Consider the following 15,636-nt stretch of genomic DNA (forward strand, 5'->3'; position numbering starts at 1 on the left):
CCAGTGGCACCTGTTCCGTAACCGAAGGACCTACCCAGCTTGTCCCCTACAAACCCGATAGAGAACGCTCTGGCCGACCTGCTCCGCCGGATCGAACCCGTCGCCCACGAACTGGGCGACCTGTTCGCCAAACACGGCCACGAGCTGGCCCTCGTGGGCGGGCCGGTGCGCGACGTGCTGCTCGGCCGGTCGGGGGCCGACCTCGACTTCACCACCGACGCACGACCTGAACGCGTTCTGGAGATCGTGCGCGACTGGGGCGACGCCATCTGGACGATCGGCATCGACTTCGGCACGGTCGGCGTACGCAAGGGCGACTGGCAGCTCGAGATCACGACCTACCGCAGCGAGTCGTACGACCCCAAGTCGCGCAAGCCCGAGGTCGTCTACGGCGACACGCTCGAAGCCGACCTGGCCCGGCGTGACTTCGCGGTCAACGCGATGGCCGTCCGGCTGCCGAGCCGGGAGTTCGTCGACCCCCACGGGGGCCTGGGCGACCTGGCCCGCAAGGTGCTGCGCACGCCCGGCACGCCGGAGCAGTCGTTCGACGACGACCCGCTGCGCATGCTGCGCGCGGCCCGGTTCGCCTCGCAGCTCGGGTTCACCGTCGACCCCGACGCGCTCCGGGCGATGACCGAGATGGCCGACCGCATCGAGATCGTCTCGGCCGAGCGCATCCAGGCCGAGCTCGACAAGCTGATCTGCGGCGCCCACCCGCGCGAGGGCCTGAGCATCCTGGTCGAGACGGGCCTGGCCGACCACGTCCTGCCCGAGCTGCCCAAGCTGCGCCTGGAGATCGACGAGCACCACCGTCACAAGGACGTCTACGAGCACACGCTGATCGTGCTCGACCAGGCCATCGCCCAGGAGGTCGGCGGCCCCGACCGGGTGCTGCGCTGGGCCGCGCTGCTCCACGACATCGGCAAGCCCAAGACCCGCCGGAACGAGCCCGGCAACCGGGTCTCCTTCCACCACCACGAGGTCGTCGGCGCCCAGATGGCCAAGCGCCGCCTGACCGCCCTGCGGTTCCCCAAGGAGGTGACCTCCGACGTCGCCCGCCTGGTCGAGCTGCACCTGCGCTTCCACGGCTACGGCACCGGCGAGTGGACCGACAGCGCGGTGCGCCGCTACGTCCGCGACGCCGACCACCTGCTCGACCGGCTCCACAAGCTGACCAGGGCCGACTGCACCACCCGCAACAAGCGCAAGGCCGCCGCCCTGGCCCGCACCTACGACCATCTCGAAGAGCGCATCGCCAAGCTGGCCGAAGAGGAGGAGCTGGCCAAGATCCGGCCCGAGCTCGACGGCAACGAGATCCAGGAGATCCTGGGCATCCCGCCGGGGCCGATGATCGGCAGGGCCTACAAGTTCCTGCTCGACCTGCGGATGGACGAGGGCGTGCTGGGCAAGGACGTCGCCCGCGCCCGTCTCCTGGAGTGGGCGGCCGCGCAGTGAACCTGGCCGGGCTCGACGCCAAGCACGTCTGGCACCCCTACGCGACCGTGCCGCCCGCCGTGCCCACCCACGTGGTGGAGAGCGCCGAAGGGGTGCGCCTCAGGCTCGCCGACGGCCGCGAGGTCATCGACGGCATGTCGTCGTGGTGGGCGGCCATCCACGGCTACCGGGTGCCCGAGATCGACGCCGCGATCACCGGCCAGCTCGGCCGGATGGCCCACGTGATGTTCGGCGGGCTCACCCACGAGCCGGCGATCCTGCTGGCCGAGCGGCTGGCCGCGATGACCGGCTACGAGAAGGTCTTCCTGGCCGACTCGGGCAGCGTCGCGGTCGAGGTCGCGATCAAGATGGCCGTCCAGGCGACCGGGAAGCGGCGCCTGCTGACGGTCCGGGGCGGCTACCACGGCGACACGTTCGGCTGCATGTCGGTCTGCGACCCGGTCAACGGGATGCACCACGTCTTCTCCGGCGCGGTGGCCGAGCAGGTCTTCGCGCCGGTGCCGCCGCTGGGCTACGACGCCCCGGTCGACCCGGCCTACCTCGACGAGGTCGACCGGCTGGCGGGTGATCCGGCGGTCGGCGCGATGATCCTGGAGCCGGTCGTCCAGGGGGCCGGCGGGATGCGGTTCTACAACCCGGCCTACCTGCGGGCGTTCCGGGAGATCTGCGACCGCCACGGCCTGCTGCTGATCGCCGACGAGATCGCCACCGGCTTCGGCCGCTCGGGCACCCTCTTCGGCTGCGACCACGCCGGGATCAGGGCCGACATCGTCACCGTGGGCAAGGCCCTGACCGGCGGCTACCTCACCATGGCCGCCACCCTCACCACACCCGAGATCGCCGAGCGCATCGGGCTGCTGATGCACGGGCCGACGTACATGGGCAACCCGCTGGCCGCCGCCGCGGCCGGCGCCTCGCTCGACCTGCTGGCCGCCCGCCCGTGGCGCGCGGAGGTCGCCCTGATCGAGGAGACCCTGCGCAAGGGCCTGGCTGCGGCCCAGGCCTCGGTGGCCGACGTACGCGTCCTCGGCGCCATCGGCGTCATCGAGTGTCACCGGCCGGTCGATATGAAGAAGGCGCAGGACGCCGCGCTCGACCACGGCGTCTGGCTGCGCCCCTTCGGAAAGCTCGTCTACGCGATGCCGCCCTACGCCTGCACCGAGGCGGAGGTGGCGACCATCGCCGCGGCGATGGTCGCGGCCGTCACGACTTGAGGGTGAGCGGCTCCGCCTGCCGGACGACCGGAAGCACGGCCAGCCGGTAGGCGCCCGCCGCCACCAGGTAGAGCACGGTGATCAGGGTCAGCACGAAGAACGACCGGCCGTCGGGCGGCAGCAGCAGGGCCGAGATCGAGACGCCGGCCACCATCATGCCGTTGAACAGCAGGTCGTAGATCGAGAAGACCCGCCCCCGGTAGGCGTCGGCGATGCCGCGCTGGACGACGACGTCGGTGCAGATCTTGCCGCTCTGGCCCAGCACGCCGGTGACGAACCCGGTGATCAGGAAGCCCCACTGCTGGAACGGCGCGCACAGCAGGAACTCCAGCACCCCGCACACGGCCAGGCTGATCGGGATCCACGTCTCGATCCGAAAGCGCTGGGTCGCCCAGGGCGTCAGGAACGCCGCCGCGAAGTAGCCCAGTCCCGACGTGGCCACCACGCCGCTGAGGGCCATGAGCCCCAGCTCGGCGTCGGTGGTGAAGTAGTAGCGGTAGAGCATCAGCACCATGCCGAGCGACATGCCGTAGAGGACCCGGTGGGCGGCCATGCTCCCGAGGGCCGCCGCGGGGCCGCGCCGATGCGCGATGTAACGCACGCCGTCGACCAGCCCGCTGAGGACGTGACGCACGGCGTCGCGGGCCTGTGGCCGGTCGGGGTCGAACGACGGGCCGAGCAGCTGCCGGCTCATCTGACGGGCGATCAGCGCGCTGGAGGCGAAGATCACGCCGGAGATGAGCAGGATCCCGGCCGTGCCGAAGTGTTCGGGCCCGAAGAGCCACCGGAGCCCGAAGCCGACGCCCGCCCCCACGAACGTCACGACCGTCCCGGAGGTCGGCGTGACCGCGTTCGCGATCATGAGCGTGTCTTTGGGCACGACGTGGGGCAGGGAGGCCCCCAGCGCCGCGAGGAAGAACCGGTTGACGCCCAGCACGCCGAACGCCGTGGCGTAGAAGATCCAGTCGGGGGCCTGCACCGCGACGACGATCGCGGACAGGAACAGGAGGACGGCTCTGACCAGCGGGCCGATGACCAGGATCTGCCGCCGCGACCATCGGTCGATGAACACCCCGGCGAAGGGCCCGATGATCGAGTAGGGCAGCAGAAGCACCGCGAACGCGGCCGCGACGTCGGCGACCGACGTCTGCTTCTCGGGACTGAAGAAGGCGTATCCGGCGACCGCGAGCTGGAAGATCCCGTCGGAGAACTGCGAGACCAGGCGGGTGCCGAAAAGCCGTCGGAAGTCCCTGCCTCGCAGCACGACACGAAGATCTGAGACGTAGGACACGCCCGTCAGCCTACGCGTGGCCCGAGCCTGGGACATCAGGGTCATCCCGGATAGGGCAGAACCGGAACGGAAGAGACCGTAGTCTCATTGCGTGACGAACGATGAACACGTCGTGCTTGTTGACCCGGCGGGCAACGCGGTGGGCACCGCCCCCAAGTCCTCGGTCCACGGCACGCACACCCCCCTGCACATGGCCTTCTCCAGCTACGTCTTCGACGCGTCGGGCAACGTGCTGCTCACCCGCCGCGCCGACCACAAGATCACCTGGCCCGGGGTGCTGACCAACAGCTGCTGTGGTCACCCGCTGCCCGGTGAGGGTCTTCCGTCGGCCGTGATTCGCCGGCTGTCCCATGAGCTTTCGCTGACCGTTTCCTCGGTCGACCTGCTGCTGCCCCGCTTCTCCTACCGCGCGGTCATGCCCGACGGCACGGTCGAGCACGAACTGTGCCCGGTCTACCGCGCTCTGGTGGGCGAGGAGCCGACGGCCAACCCCGACGAGGTCGGCAGCGTCCTGTGGATGCCGTGGAAGGAGTTCTCCGACCGAGTGCTGGCGGGCGAGCTGGAGATCTCCCCGTGGGCCACCGAGCAGCTCCCCCAGCTCGTCGCCCTAGGTCCCGACCCCCTCACGTGGCCGGTGGCCGACCCGGGGGAGCTTCCCGCGGCCGTACGCGACCTGTAGAAAGCCGAAGGGCCCCGGGAAGTCCCGGGGCCCTTCGACTGTGGTCTAGCGCTCGACCTCGCCGCGGATGAACTTCTCCACCGCGTCGCGGGCGTCGTCGTCGGAGTACTGCTCCGGCGGCGACTTCATGAAGTAGGAGGACGCAGACAGGATCGGCCCGCCGATGCCCCGGTCGAGGGCGATCTTGGCGGCCCTGACCGCGTCGATGATGACGCCGGCGGAGTTGGGCGAGTCCCACACCTCGAGCTTGTATTCGAGGTTGAGCGGGGTGTCGCCGAACGAGCGGCCTTCAAGGCGCACGTAGGCCCACTTGCGGTCGTCGAGCCACGGCACGTGGTCGGACGGGCCGATGTGCACGTCGGCCTTGGCCATCTCGTGCGGGATCTGCGAGGTGACCGACTGGGTCTTGGAGATCTTCTTCGACTGGAGGCGCTTGCGCTCCAGCATGTTCATGAAGTCCATGTTCCCGCCGAAGTTGAGCTGGTAGGTGCGCAGCAGCTCGACCCCGCGGTCTTCGAACAGCTTGGCCATCACGCGGTGGGTGATGGTGGCGCCGACCTGCGACTTGATGTCGTCGCCGACGATCGGCACGCCGGCCTCGGTGAACTTCGCGGCCCACTCGGGGTCGGAGGCGATGAAGACCGGCAGCGCGTTGACGAACGCCACCTTGGCGTCGATGGCGCACTGGGCGTAGAACCGGTCGGCCTCTTCCGAGCCCACCGGCAGGTAGGAGACGAGCACGTCGACGCGGGCGTCCTTGAGCACCTGGACCACGTCGACCGGATGGTCGTCGGACTCCTGGATGATCTCGCGGTAGTACTCACCGAGACCGTCGAAGGTGTGCCCACGCTGGACGGTCACGCCAAGCGGCGGCACGTCGCAGATCTGGATGGTGTTGTTCTCGGACGCGACGATCGCCTCCGAGAGGTCACGGCCGACCTTCTTCGCGTCAACGTCGAACGCGGCCACGAACTCGACATCACCGACGTGGTAGTCGCCGAACTGGACGTGCATGAGGCCCGGCACACGGATGGCCGGGTCGGCGTCCTTGTAGTAGTGGACGCCCTGCACCAGTGAGGCGGCGCAGTTCCCCACACCTACGATGGCTACGCGCACCGAACCCATCGCACTCGCTCCTTTGGATCGTTATTCACCGGAATCGGGACGATCGCCCCGTTCTGATTGGTTTTTATCGGCGGCTTGCGCCCGTTCAGTGTTGATCAACTCGTTGAGCCAGCGGACCTCACGTTCCACCGACTCCAGGCCGTGCCGCTGCAGCTCAAGGGTGTAGCTGTCGAGCCGCTCACGGGTCCGGGCCAGGGCCGTGCGGACGTTTTCCATTCGTTCCTCCAGGCGGCTGCGCCGCCCTTCGAGGATCCGCAGGCGCACTTCGGCCTCCGTGTGACGGAAGAACGCGAAGTGGATGCCGAAGCTCTCGTCCTCCCAGGAAGAGGGACCCGCCTGGGTCAGCAACTCCTGGAGCCGTTCCTTGCCCTCGGCGGTGAGCTTGTAGACGATCTTCGATCGGCGGCCGAGGACCACGTCGTCCGGCGGCTCCTCCTCGACGATCAGGCCGTCGGTGAGCAAACCCTTCAAACACGGGTAGAGCGAGCCGTAGGAGAACGCGCGGAACATCCCGAGCAGGGTGTTGAGGCGCTTGCGCAGCTCGTAACCGTGCAGCGGGTTCTCGTGGAGTGAGCCGAGGACGGCGAGCTCCAGGACCCCGCTTCTGGACCCGGTCACTGGAACCACCTCCCGCGCGCTCCGGAGTATTCATGGCTGATGTATCGAGCTGATACATCAGCAGGATACGTCGGCTCGCTATAGCGTGCAACGCGAGGTGCCGTCTACCCGGCGGAGCGGTCAACGGTTGGGCACGATTTGGCAAAGGGACGTAATCTTGCGCACATGTGGTCACAGCGGACGGGAGTGGCAGGAGGGTCGATGCGGCCCGGAACCATGCCCACACGCTGGGTAAAAGCCCGGTCAGCAAGGGCCCCGATGGCCCATGAATCCGGCGAATACCCCGACGGGGCGCCGGAGACCTGTCAAGGTTGTGACCGGAACCGTCTGGTGGTCTCGTACGTCCTCGGGACAGACGCCGAGTAGACGTCGACGAGCATTCCCACGAACTTTGACGAGGACGCGTGAGTAACAGCAGCTATGGCCCGGGACAGACGGGCGGCCCCGCGGAGGGTGCCGGTCGTGGGCCCCGACCTGGGCGGCGCCGTCGCTCGCCCGAAGAATCGGCTCCTCCTCAGGCGCCGCAGGCACCGCCGCGACAGCCGGTGACCGGCGGCTGGGGCGCGCCACCCGCGCAGCCCCCCGCCCCCCGGCCCGGCCCGCCCGGCCGCCGGCAGGAGGCCGCCTTCGAGGACACCGCCTCCATGGGCGCCGTCCCCCCGCCCGCAGGCCCCCGCCAGCCGGGCCCCGGTCAGCCGGGCACCGGCCAGATGGGTCAGCCCACCCGCATAGGCCGCCCACCAGGCGGGCCAGGTGGACCCGGCGGAAACCTGCCCTTTCCTCAGGGCCCGCGGCCTGCCGCTCCCCCCGGCGCCACGGGCGCCCTCCAGCGCCCCGCCGAGGGTGAGGCGACCCAGATGATGGGCGCGGGTGCCAGTGCCGGTGGCGGTCGCCGCCGCCGGGGCGGTCCGCCCCAGCCCCTGCCCGGAGGCGGGCCCGGCGGCCCCGGTGGTCCGAAGGGGCCCGACGACTTCGACGACGATGACGACGAGCCGCGCCGCCGCACCGGCTGGCGCCGCTTCGTGCCGAGCTGGAAGATCGTCGTGGCCGGTGTCACGGTGGTCGTCGCCGGTGTGTTCGGGATGATCGCGATCGCGTACGCGAACACCCCCGTCCCCGACAAGAACGACGCGCAGGCCGAGGCGCTGGCCCAGGGCTCCACCGTCTACTACTCCGACGGCAAGACCCCGATCGCCCACCTGGGCACCAAGCGCGTCATCGTCGACATCTCCAAGATCTCCCCCTTGCTGCAGGACGCGGTCATCGCGATCGAGAACGACACCTTCCGCGAGGACTCGGGCATCTCCATCCCGGCCATGTTCCGGTCGGTGTGGATGACCGCCACCGGCCAGCAGCTCCAGGGCGCCTCGACGATCACCCAGCAGATGGCCCGCAACTACTACGACGGGCTGAGCCAGGACGTCTCGGTCAAGCGAAAGGTCATGGAGATCTTCGTCGCAGTGAAGATCAACAAGACCATGGAGAAGGACGAGATCCTCGAGCAGTACCTGAACACCATCAACTTCGGCCGGGCCTACGGCATCGAGGCCGCCGCGCAGGCCTACTTCGGCAAGAAGGTGACCGCCGCCAAGCTCGACGTGAACCAGGCGGCCTACCTGGCGGCCCGCGTGCAGACCCCGAGCTGGTCGGCCGACGAGCCCGCGCTCCAGTCGCGCTTCAAGGACGTCGTCAATGCCATGGCCAAGCTCGACCCGGCCAAGTACGGCAACCTGCCGCAGACCGCCAAGTTCCCCAAGACCATCAAAGACCCCAACCTCAACGAGATGGGCGGTCTGAAGGGCTACATGGTCTCCGTGGCCATGCACGAGCTCAAGGAGCGCGGCCTCAAGGAAGACGCCATCCAGAGCGGCGGCTACAAGATCGTCACGACCTTCGACAAGCGGCTCATGCAGACGGCCCAGAAGGTCGTCAAGAACGTCATGCGCAGCGTGCCCAACAGCCGCGAGGTGCACGCCAGCCTGGCGGCCGTCGACCCGACCAACGGCCGGGTGATCGCCTTCTACGGCGGCGACGACTACGTCAAGGACAACTGGAACGAGCCCTTCGACTCCGCCAAGCAGGCCGCCTCGGCGTTCAAGCCCTACGTGCTGGCCGCCTGGCTCGACGCCGGCTACAGCCTGAACAGCTGGCTGCCCGGCAACAAGACCGTGCCGGAGGTCATCCCCGGCCAGGCCGTCGGCGGTTTCAAGAACGACCACGGCGGCCCGTCGGCGGTCAACGCGATCACCGCGACCTCGGCCTCGGTCAACACCGCGTACGTCTCGATGGCCTACAAGCTCGACCAGGACGCCGGGAAGATCGGCGAACTCGACCCCGTGAAGCAGATCGTGCTCGACGCCGGGTTCTCCGAAGACCGCATGACCAAGGACATCGACGAGCACCACTACCAGTTCTCGATCGGCTCGGCCCCCGTCACCGCGGTGGAGCAGGCCGCCGGCTACTCGATCTTCGCCAACGCCGGCAAGCACGTGAACTACCACGTGATCAAGGGCGTCTACCAGGGCAAGGAACTCGTCCACCCGGAGCGCAAGCCGGTCAAGCAGGTCATCTCGCCCGAGGCGTCCGCCGACGCGGTCGTCGCGCTGGAGGAGGTCCTCAAGTCGGGCACGGCCGGGGGCCAGGGCATCGGCCGCCCGGCCGGCGGCAAGACCGGTACGAACAACGAGGAGAAGGAGGCCTGGTTCGTCGGGTTCACCCCGCAGGTCTCCACCGCCGTCGGCATGTACCGCGAGGAGTGCCGCACCAAGTCCGGCAAGGTCGTCCCGCCGGTGAACGCCCGCTGCCCCTACTGGAAGGGCAAGTCGCCGGAGAACAGCGACCCCAAGTTCACGATGACCAACCCGTACAGCACCCCCTTCGAGGTGTCGCTCGGCTTCGCCGGTGCCAGCTTCCCCACCCGCATCTGGCGGGAGTTCATGCTGGAGGCCCACAAGAACAAGCCGGTCGCGCAGTTCCCGCCGAAGGCCGGGGTCGGGGCCCCCCAGGACATCGTGCCCAGCCCGACCCCGACGCCCAAGCCCGAGGACGAGGTCGTCGAGGAGCCGACCCTTCCGTGGGAGGACGACGGCGGCCCCGGCGAGAGCGAGTGCTTCCCCGGTGCGCCGGAGTGCGAGGTCGACATCCCCGACGCGGGCGGCGAGGTTCCCGTCGATCCGTTCAGCTCGCCGGTGACGCCGACGCAGCCGCAGGCGCCCCCGGCGCAGTCTCGCCAATCCGCCCGATAGACAAGTGACGGGGTGTCGCAGGTACAGTGCGACACCCCGACACCTGATCGAATGGCCTCATGATGACCCGGACGACAGAAGCCCCCGGGCCGCGCGCGGCGGTCGTGAACGGACTCATTCCGTATGTGCCTCTGGGGCTGCTGGCCTCGTTGGGCGCGATCCTGGCCTATTACTGGAAGTCCGCCTGCCGGTTCGGCGGGGCGTGGAACTCCGGGATCGATCAGTACACGAACTTCTGCTACACCGACATCTATCCGCTCTGGTTCGCCCGCGGCCTGAATGAAGGAAAGATCCCTTACATTCAGGGAGACGTCGAATATCCCGTCGGAATCGGCGGGATCATGGAGCTGGTGCGCCGCCTGTCGTTCGGCGACGCGGTCCGCTTCTACGACCTCACCGTGATCATCATGGGCGCCTGCCTGGTGGTCGGCGTCCTGTGCATGGCCGCGCTGGCCGGGCCCACCCGCAAGTGGGACGCCCTCTGGTACGCCCTGGCGCCGGCGGTCATCCTGTCGGCGTACATCAACTGGGACCTGGCCGCCGGAGCGCTCGCGCTCGGCGGGCTGCTCGCCTGGGCCCGCGACCGCCACTACCTCGCCGGGGCGCTGCTGGCCCTGGCGGTGGCGACCAAGTTCTACCCGCTGATGTTCCTCGGGGCGTTGTTCCTGCTGACCGTGCGCACCGCCAAGTGGGCGCCGTTCCTGAAGATGCTGGGCGCGGCGGTCGGCGTTTGGCTGCTCGCCAACGGGCCGATCATGCTGGCCAGCTTCGACGGCTGGAAGCGCTTCTACACCTTCAGCAGCGAGCGCGGCGTCGACTGGGGCGGCCTGTGGTTCTTCTTCCAGAAGTACCAATGGGGCGTGCTGGCCGACGGCGAGCACCTGAACCTGATGGCGATGATCGCGGTGGGCGTGCTCCTGCTCGGCATCGCGATCCTCACCCTCGCGGCCCCCACCCGGCCCCGGCTGATGCAGATCTGCTTCCTGGCGCTGGCCGCGTTCATGGTGACCAACAAGGTCTGGTCGCCCCAGTACGTGTTGTGGCTGATGCCCTTCGCGGTGCTCGCCCGGCCGAAGTGGCCCTCGCTCGCGGTGTGGCAGGTCACCGAGGTCTGGTACTTCTTCGCCATCTGGCTCTACTTCGTCGGCATGGACCCCAACCACTCCGCGCAGGGCATCGGCGACGGGCCCTACTTCCTGGCCGTCTGGGCGCGGGCGCTGGCGGTCATCGCGCTGATGGTGCTGGTCGTGCTCGACATCCTGATGCCCGACCGCGACGTGGTCAGGGTCGCCGGGATCGACGACCAGGCGGGCGGGGTGTTCGACGGGGCGCCTGACCGGTTCGTGCTCTTCCGCCGGGCCACCACGACCGAAGCGAGCTGAGATGCGATACGCCGCCCCGGTGTGGCTGCTGACCCGTGCCCTGCTCTTCCTGGCCGCGATGCAGATCATTCCGGTGGGCTTCCCGATGTCGTTCGAGAACGACATCCGGCTCTACTCCGACTGGTCCGACGTCCTGCTCACCGGGCAGTTCCCGGACAACGACGAGAAGTGGCAGTACCCCCCGTTCGCGGCCATCCCGATGCTGGCGCCGCACCTGCTGCCGTTCTTCGACTACCTGGTGTCGTTCTTCCTCATCGCGATCCTGTGCGACCTGGGGATCCTGCTGCTGATCTGGCGGTTCTGCCGGCGTACCGGCGGCGGCGAGGGAGCGGTCTGGGCGTGGGTGGTCGGGCCGGTCCTGCTGGGGCCGCTGCTGATCGCCCGCTACGACCTGATGGTGGCGATCTTCGCGGTGGCGGCGCTGACGGCGTCCACCGACCCGGCGGTCCGGGGCGCGCTGATCGGCATCGGGTTCTCGATCAAGGTGTGGCCGATCGCGCTGCTGGCCGGGTTGCGCCGGTGGCGTGAACTGCTCACCGGGAGCGCCTCCGCGGCAGCCGCCACTGTGATCGCCTGCGGTGCGACCGCGCTGGTCATGCCCAACGCGCTCGACTTCCTCACCGCCCAGCAGGAACGCGGCCTCCAGGTCGAGTCGATGGCGGCGACGCCGTTCGTGCTGCTGCGCGCCCTGGGCCTGTGGGACGGCTTCTCCACCTACCAGCACGGCGCGATGGAGCTCGCCGGCACCGGCGTCGACACCGCCATCAGGATCGCCGTGCTGGCCACCCCGGTCGCGGCCGTGCTGCTCGTCGTGTGGTGGTTGCGGGCCCACCCGACCGAGGCCACGTTCTACGACGCGGCGCTGACGACCGTGCTGCTGCTCGTGGTGACCAGCCGAGTGCTCTCACCCCAGTACATGATCTGGCTCATCGGCCTGGCCGCCGTGGTGTTCTCGGTGCCGAAGTCGAGCCAGAAGCCGGTCGCGTGGTTACTGCTGGCGGCCACGCTGCTGACCGGGATCACCTATCCGTGGGTCGAGGAACACTACTCGTGGAAGGGCGAACTGCCCGGCACCCTCGTGTTGAGCGCCCGCAACCTGCTGCTGCTGATGGCCGCGGTGTTGTCGTTCAGGAGATTGTGGACGAGCACACGGCGCCCCCCGGCCGAAGACGACGCGGGGGACCGGGAACTGCACACCGTACCCACTTCTTGAGCGCGGGAATCCGCAGACTTTATCCACAGGCTGTGGATTAAAGGTTCTTCCTGAGGAAGGCGATGTCGTCGGCCTGGCCCTCGCCCGGCGTCTCCACCACGATCGGGGCGCCCGCCTGACGGCAGATCTCCAGGATGAGCTCCGGATCGATCTGCCCGTGGCCCAGGTTGGCGTGGCGGTCGGCGCCCGAGTCGAACGCGTCACGCGAGTCGTTGCAGTGCACCACGTCGATGCGGCCGGTGATCGCCATGACCCGGTCGACGATGCCCTCCAGGTTCTCCCCGGCGGCATGGGCGTGACAGGTGTCGAGGCAGAACCCGATCTTCTCGGGCTCGCGGGCCTTCGCGGTCACCGCGTCCCACAGCCGGGCGATCGTGTCGAGGTGGCGGGTCATGGCGTTGTCGCCCCCGGCCGTGTTCTCGATCAGGACGGGGATCGGGCAGTCCATCCGCTCGAACACCTTGGCCCAGTTGTCGAACCCCTTCTGCGGGTCCTCCCCCTTGTTCAGGTGGCCGCCGTGCACGATCAGCCCGGTCGCGCCGAGCTCGGCGGCGGCCTTGAGCTGGCCCTCCAGCAGCTTGCGGCTGGGGATGCGGATGCGGTTGTTCGTCGTGGCGACGTTGACCAGATAGGGCGCGTGGACGAGGACCTGCACGTCGGACTCGCGGATCGCGTCGGCGCTCGCCGGCATGACCGGGCCCTTGAACCCCTGCGGATCACCGAGGAAGAACTGCACCACCTCGGCCTCACGGGCGGCGGCGTGGGCCAGCGGGTCGTCCTGGTCGACATGAGCTCCGATTCGCACCATGAGACGAGCCTAAGCGAGCCGCGATCGGCCGGAGGCCGATCGCGGCTCGCGCCTGGAATCTGCCCAGAAACAGGCGCTTTTCGATTGCGTTTCGAAGGTGATCGTCCGGGCAGTCGCGATGGCGGTTGACGCGCCCTGCGTCTCGCGCGTCACGACAAAAGGAGACGACATGCGCTACCGGGTCGGGAGTTTCATCCTGCTGATCTACATCCTGGTCGGCATTTACGTGGCGTGGGTCTACGACTACCTCACGCCCGGCATTCTTCGTGACATCGCCGAGGCACTTCTTTCGATCTTCCTGTGGTTCCTGGTCCTGCTCGGCGTCGACCTGCATATCGGTAAATGACGTTCATGAAAAAGGCCGCAGACGTGCTGCGGCCTTTTTCTTTTGTACGTGGACGTCTAGATGAATCCGCCGTGGGCGATGCCCAGCCCGGCGCCGACGAACGACCCCACGATGCCCATGATGTTGAACACCCGCTGGGGCGTGGTCACCGAGATGAACTGGGAGAACAGCCCAGTGAAGAAGCCGACCGCGCCCAGCCACGACGCGGGCACGTGGAGGACCACGATGAACCCGAAGATGAAGGCGAGGACGCCGATCGTGAACACCGAAAGACACAGGGTGTTCTGCAGCCGATGGTGTCGGCCGTCGGTGTTCAGCGTGAGTTTTCGCGGCTGGCCCGCGATGGGATCCAAGATGTGTGGCATAAGCGCCACCCCCTTCTCCTGCCTTCCACCGTTGATTCCCGGACCGGACCGGACACAACCGCGGCCCTGGTAGCCTTGACAGGCTGCGTCTGCTAAGGACGCGCGTCCTCCTGTCACGGCAAGGCGTCGTGGCCGCAGAGTCCAGAGGAGGTTGGATTCCGCATGCGTCGATACGAGATGATGGTCATCCTCGACCCGTCCCTCGATGAGCGCACCGTGCAGCCCTCACTCGACCAGTTCCTCGCCGTCGTCCGCAACGACGGTGGCACCGTGGAGAAGGTCGAAGTCTGGGGCCGTCGCCGGCTGTCCTACGACATCGACAAGAAGTCCGAGGGCATCTACGCCGTCGTCGACCTCTCTGCCGAGCCGGCCACGGTCAAGGAGCTGGACCGTCAGCTCAACCTGAACGAGGGCATTCTTCGTACGAAGGTGCTGCGTCCCGAACTTCACTGACGTTTTGTCGGAGCCTGGCTTTACGCTGGGCGACTAATACGTCGGCGGGATACGAAAGGCTACGACCGATGGCAGCAGGCGACACCACAATCACCATCGTCGGCAACCTTGTCGACGACCCCGAGCTCCGCTTCACGCCCACGGGGCAGGCGGTGGCCCGGTTCCGCATCGCGTCCACTCCGCGGTTCCTCGACAAGCAGACCAACGAGTGGAAAGACGGCGAGGGCCTGTTCCTCACCTGCAACGTCTGGCGTCAGGCGGCGGAGAACGTCGCCGAGAGCCTCCAGCGCGGCATGCGGGTGATCGTGCAGGGCCGGCTGCGCCAGCGGTCGTACGAAACCAAGGAAGGCGAGAAGCGCACCGTCTACGAGGTCGAGGTCGACGAGGTCGGCCCCTCGCTGCGCAACGCCACCGCCAAGGTCAACAAGACCGCCCGCCAGGGCGGAGGGGGCGGCGGCGGCTTCGGCGGCCCCGCCAACGACCCGTGGGCCAGCGCGTCCCCGGCCCCGTCGGGAGGCGGCGGCTACCAGGGCGGCGGCAACAGCGGTGGCGGCGGCTACGGCGGCGGCCCCCAGGGCGGCGGCTTCGGCGGCGACTTCAGCGACGAACCGCCTTTCTAAATCCATATACAAACACCGAGCGACCATTCCCGCCTCGCGCGGGGCTCTGAAAGGAGCACCACGATGGCCAAGCCGGCACTGCGCAAGCCCAAGAAGAAGGTTTGCCTGTTCTGCCACGACAAGATTTCCTACGTCGACTACAAGGACACGGGCCTGCTGCGGAAGTTCATTTCCGACCGCGGCAAGATCCGCGCCCGCCGGGTGACGGGCAACTGCACCCAGCACCAGCGCGACGTCGCCACCGCGATCAAGAACGCTCGCGAGATGGCGCTGCTGCCCTACACCTCCACCGCGCGCTAAGAAAGGAGCCTTGGGAAAATGAAGCTCATTCTGACCACTGAGGTCTCCGGCCTCGGCGCCCCTGGCGACATCGTCGAGGTCAAGAACGGCTACGGCCGCAACTACCTCATCCCGCGCCAGTACGCGATCCTGTGGACGCGCGGCGCCGAGACCCAGATCGCCTCGATCAAGAAGGCGCGCGACGCCCGCGAGATCCGCGACCTGGGCACCGCCAAGGAGGTCGCCGGCCAGCTCGGCGCCCTGAAGGTCAAGCTGAAGACCAAGGCCGGCGCTTCGGGCCGCCTCTTCGGCTCGATCACCACGGGCGACATCGCCGACGCCGTCAAGGCGGCCGGCGGCCCGACCCTCGACCGCCGTCGCATCGTCATCGACAACGCGATCAAGACCACCGGCACCCACCGGGTCAGCGTCAAGCTGCACCCCGAGGTCGCCGCCGCGGTCGACATCGAGGTCCTGGCCGGCTAGTCCGGCCACACGCGAAGCCCTTTCCGGCCAGGCCGGAGGGGGCTTCGTCGTGTCCGA

The 15,636-nt window shown here is 68.4% G+C and carries 16 protein-coding genes; 11 read left to right on the forward strand and 5 right to left on the reverse strand.

The features are described 5' to 3' along the window. Positions 1–39: 39 nt before the first annotated feature. Together GT755_RS16945 and GT755_RS16950 are read left to right on the forward strand one after the other, a co-directional pair. Complete coding sequence (locus GT755_RS16945; RefSeq protein WP_030452622.1) at positions 40–1,455, forward strand: CCA tRNA nucleotidyltransferase; 1,416 nt, start codon at positions 40–42, stop codon at positions 1,453–1,455. Beyond that, positions 1,437–2,669: an adenosylmethionine--8-amino-7-oxononanoate transaminase gene (locus GT755_RS16950; protein ID WP_328794384.1), complete on the forward strand. Its 1,233-nt coding sequence runs from the start codon at positions 1,437–1,439 to the stop codon at positions 2,667–2,669. The genes GT755_RS16945 and GT755_RS16950 overlap by 19 nt, the downstream gene beginning before the upstream one ends. Here the strand turns inward: GT755_RS16950 and GT755_RS16955 are convergent. Beyond that, positions 2,659–3,960, reverse strand: a complete 1,302-nt coding sequence (locus tag GT755_RS16955; RefSeq protein WP_161480692.1) for an MFS transporter — start codon at positions 3,958–3,960, stop codon at positions 2,659–2,661. The two genes, GT755_RS16950 and GT755_RS16955, sit on opposite strands and share 11 nt — an antisense overlap. Before the next feature lie 91 nt (positions 3,961–4,051). On the opposite strand from GT755_RS16955, the gene idi reads away from it, so the two are divergent. Beyond that, positions 4,052–4,639 carry an isopentenyl-diphosphate Delta-isomerase gene (gene idi, locus GT755_RS16960; RefSeq protein WP_030452625.1) on the forward strand — a complete coding sequence of 196 codons (588 nt, stop codon included), beginning with the start codon at positions 4,052–4,054 and terminating at the stop codon, positions 4,637–4,639. Between the two features lie 45 nt (positions 4,640–4,684). Here the strand turns inward: idi and GT755_RS16965 are convergent, their stop codons facing one another. Both GT755_RS16965 and GT755_RS16970 read right to left on the reverse strand, forming a co-directional pair. After that, complete coding sequence (locus GT755_RS16965) at positions 4,685–5,764, reverse strand: inositol-3-phosphate synthase (RefSeq protein WP_161480693.1); 1,080 nt, start codon at positions 5,762–5,764, stop codon at positions 4,685–4,687. Positions 5,765–5,785: 21 nt separating this feature from the next. After that, on the reverse strand, positions 5,786–6,382 hold the full coding sequence (locus GT755_RS16970; protein WP_030452627.1) for a PadR family transcriptional regulator: 597 nt from the start codon (positions 6,380–6,382) through the stop codon (positions 5,786–5,788). Positions 6,383–6,927: 545 nt separating this feature from the next. Here GT755_RS16970 and GT755_RS16975 point away from each other — a divergent pair. The 3 genes from GT755_RS16975 (at position 6,928) to GT755_RS16985 (ending at position 12,222) form a co-directional block, all read left to right on the forward strand. After that, entirely contained in the window at positions 6,928–9,627 is a 2,700-nt protein-coding gene (locus GT755_RS16975) for a transglycosylase domain-containing protein (RefSeq protein ID WP_161480694.1), read from the forward strand. 125 nt (positions 9,628–9,752) lie between these two features. After that, positions 9,753–11,009 (forward strand): glycosyltransferase family 87 protein, encoded by a 1,257-nt coding sequence (locus tag GT755_RS16980; RefSeq protein ID WP_328794385.1) that lies wholly within the window; start codon positions 9,753–9,755, stop codon positions 11,007–11,009. Between the two features lies 1 nt (position 11,010). After that, positions 11,011–12,222, forward strand: coding sequence for a glycosyltransferase family 87 protein (locus GT755_RS16985; RefSeq protein WP_161480695.1), 1,212 nt, complete (start codon positions 11,011–11,013; stop codon positions 12,220–12,222). Positions 12,223–12,259: 37 nt separating this feature from the next. Here GT755_RS16985 and GT755_RS16990 read toward each other — a convergent pair whose 3' ends face one another. Beyond that, the gene (locus tag GT755_RS16990) at positions 12,260–13,030 is read right to left on the reverse strand and encodes a deoxyribonuclease IV (protein WP_202610169.1); all 771 of its coding nucleotides are present in this window, start codon (positions 13,028–13,030) and stop codon (positions 12,260–12,262) included. A gap of 97 nt (positions 13,031–13,127) precedes the next feature. Here GT755_RS16990 and GT755_RS38600 point away from each other — a divergent pair, with 97 nt between their 5' ends. Next, positions 13,128–13,376: a hypothetical protein gene (locus GT755_RS38600; RefSeq protein WP_062340939.1), complete on the forward strand. Its 249-nt coding sequence runs from the start codon at positions 13,128–13,130 to the stop codon at positions 13,374–13,376. 56 nt (positions 13,377–13,432) lie between these two features. Here the strand turns inward: GT755_RS38600 and GT755_RS16995 are convergent, their stop codons facing one another. Continuing rightward, on the reverse strand, positions 13,433–13,729 hold the full coding sequence (locus GT755_RS16995) for a hypothetical protein (RefSeq protein WP_235966827.1): 297 nt from the start codon (positions 13,727–13,729) through the stop codon (positions 13,433–13,435). 174 nt (positions 13,730–13,903) lie between these two features. Here GT755_RS16995 and rpsF point away from each other — a divergent pair, with 174 nt between their 5' ends. The 4 genes from rpsF to rplI all read left to right on the forward strand — a co-directional run bounded on the left by rpsF (position 13,904) and on the right by rplI (position 15,579). After that, a complete protein-coding gene (gene rpsF, locus GT755_RS17000) occupies positions 13,904–14,194 on the forward strand; it encodes a 30S ribosomal protein S6 (RefSeq protein ID WP_030452633.1) in 291 nt (96 codons plus the stop codon). A 68-nt stretch (positions 14,195–14,262) separates the two neighbouring features. Then, positions 14,263–14,814, forward strand: a complete 552-nt coding sequence (locus GT755_RS17005; protein WP_161480696.1) for a single-stranded DNA-binding protein — start codon at positions 14,263–14,265, stop codon at positions 14,812–14,814. A 63-nt stretch (positions 14,815–14,877) separates the two neighbouring features. Continuing rightward, entirely contained in the window at positions 14,878–15,114 is a 237-nt protein-coding gene (rpsR, locus tag GT755_RS17010; RefSeq protein ID WP_030452635.1) for a 30S ribosomal protein S18, read from the forward strand. A gap of 18 nt (positions 15,115–15,132) precedes the next feature. Next, positions 15,133–15,579: a 50S ribosomal protein L9 gene (gene rplI, locus GT755_RS17015; protein ID WP_161480697.1), complete on the forward strand. Its 447-nt coding sequence runs from the start codon at positions 15,133–15,135 to the stop codon at positions 15,577–15,579. Positions 15,580–15,636 lie beyond the last annotated feature (57 nt).

Source organism: Herbidospora solisilvae, assembly GCF_009901565.1.
GTDB lineage: Bacteria > Actinomycetota > Actinomycetes > Streptosporangiales > Streptosporangiaceae > Herbidospora > Herbidospora solisilvae.

Bases quoted from the DNA above. Each gene is read 5' to 3' on its own strand.
- GT755_RS16985 (WP_161480695.1), top strand. From the start codon at position 11,011: ATGCGATACGCCGCCCCGGTGTGGCTGCTGACCCGTGCCCTGCTCTTC.
- GT755_RS17005 (WP_161480696.1), top strand. From the start codon at position 14,263: ATGGCAGCAGGCGACACCACAATCACCATCGTCGGCAACCTTGTCGAC.
- GT755_RS16990 (WP_202610169.1), bottom strand. From the start codon at position 13,030: ATGGTGCGAATCGGAGCTCATGTCGACCAGGACGACCCGCTGGCCCAC.
- rpsR (WP_030452635.1), top strand. From the start codon at position 14,878: ATGGCCAAGCCGGCACTGCGCAAGCCCAAGAAGAAGGTTTGCCTGTTC.
- GT755_RS16965 (WP_161480693.1), bottom strand. From the start codon at position 5,764: ATGGGTTCGGTGCGCGTAGCCATCGTAGGTGTGGGGAACTGCGCCGCC.
- rplI (WP_161480697.1), top strand. From the start codon at position 15,133: ATGAAGCTCATTCTGACCACTGAGGTCTCCGGCCTCGGCGCCCCTGGC.
- rpsF (WP_030452633.1), top strand. From the start codon at position 13,904: ATGCGTCGATACGAGATGATGGTCATCCTCGACCCGTCCCTCGATGAG.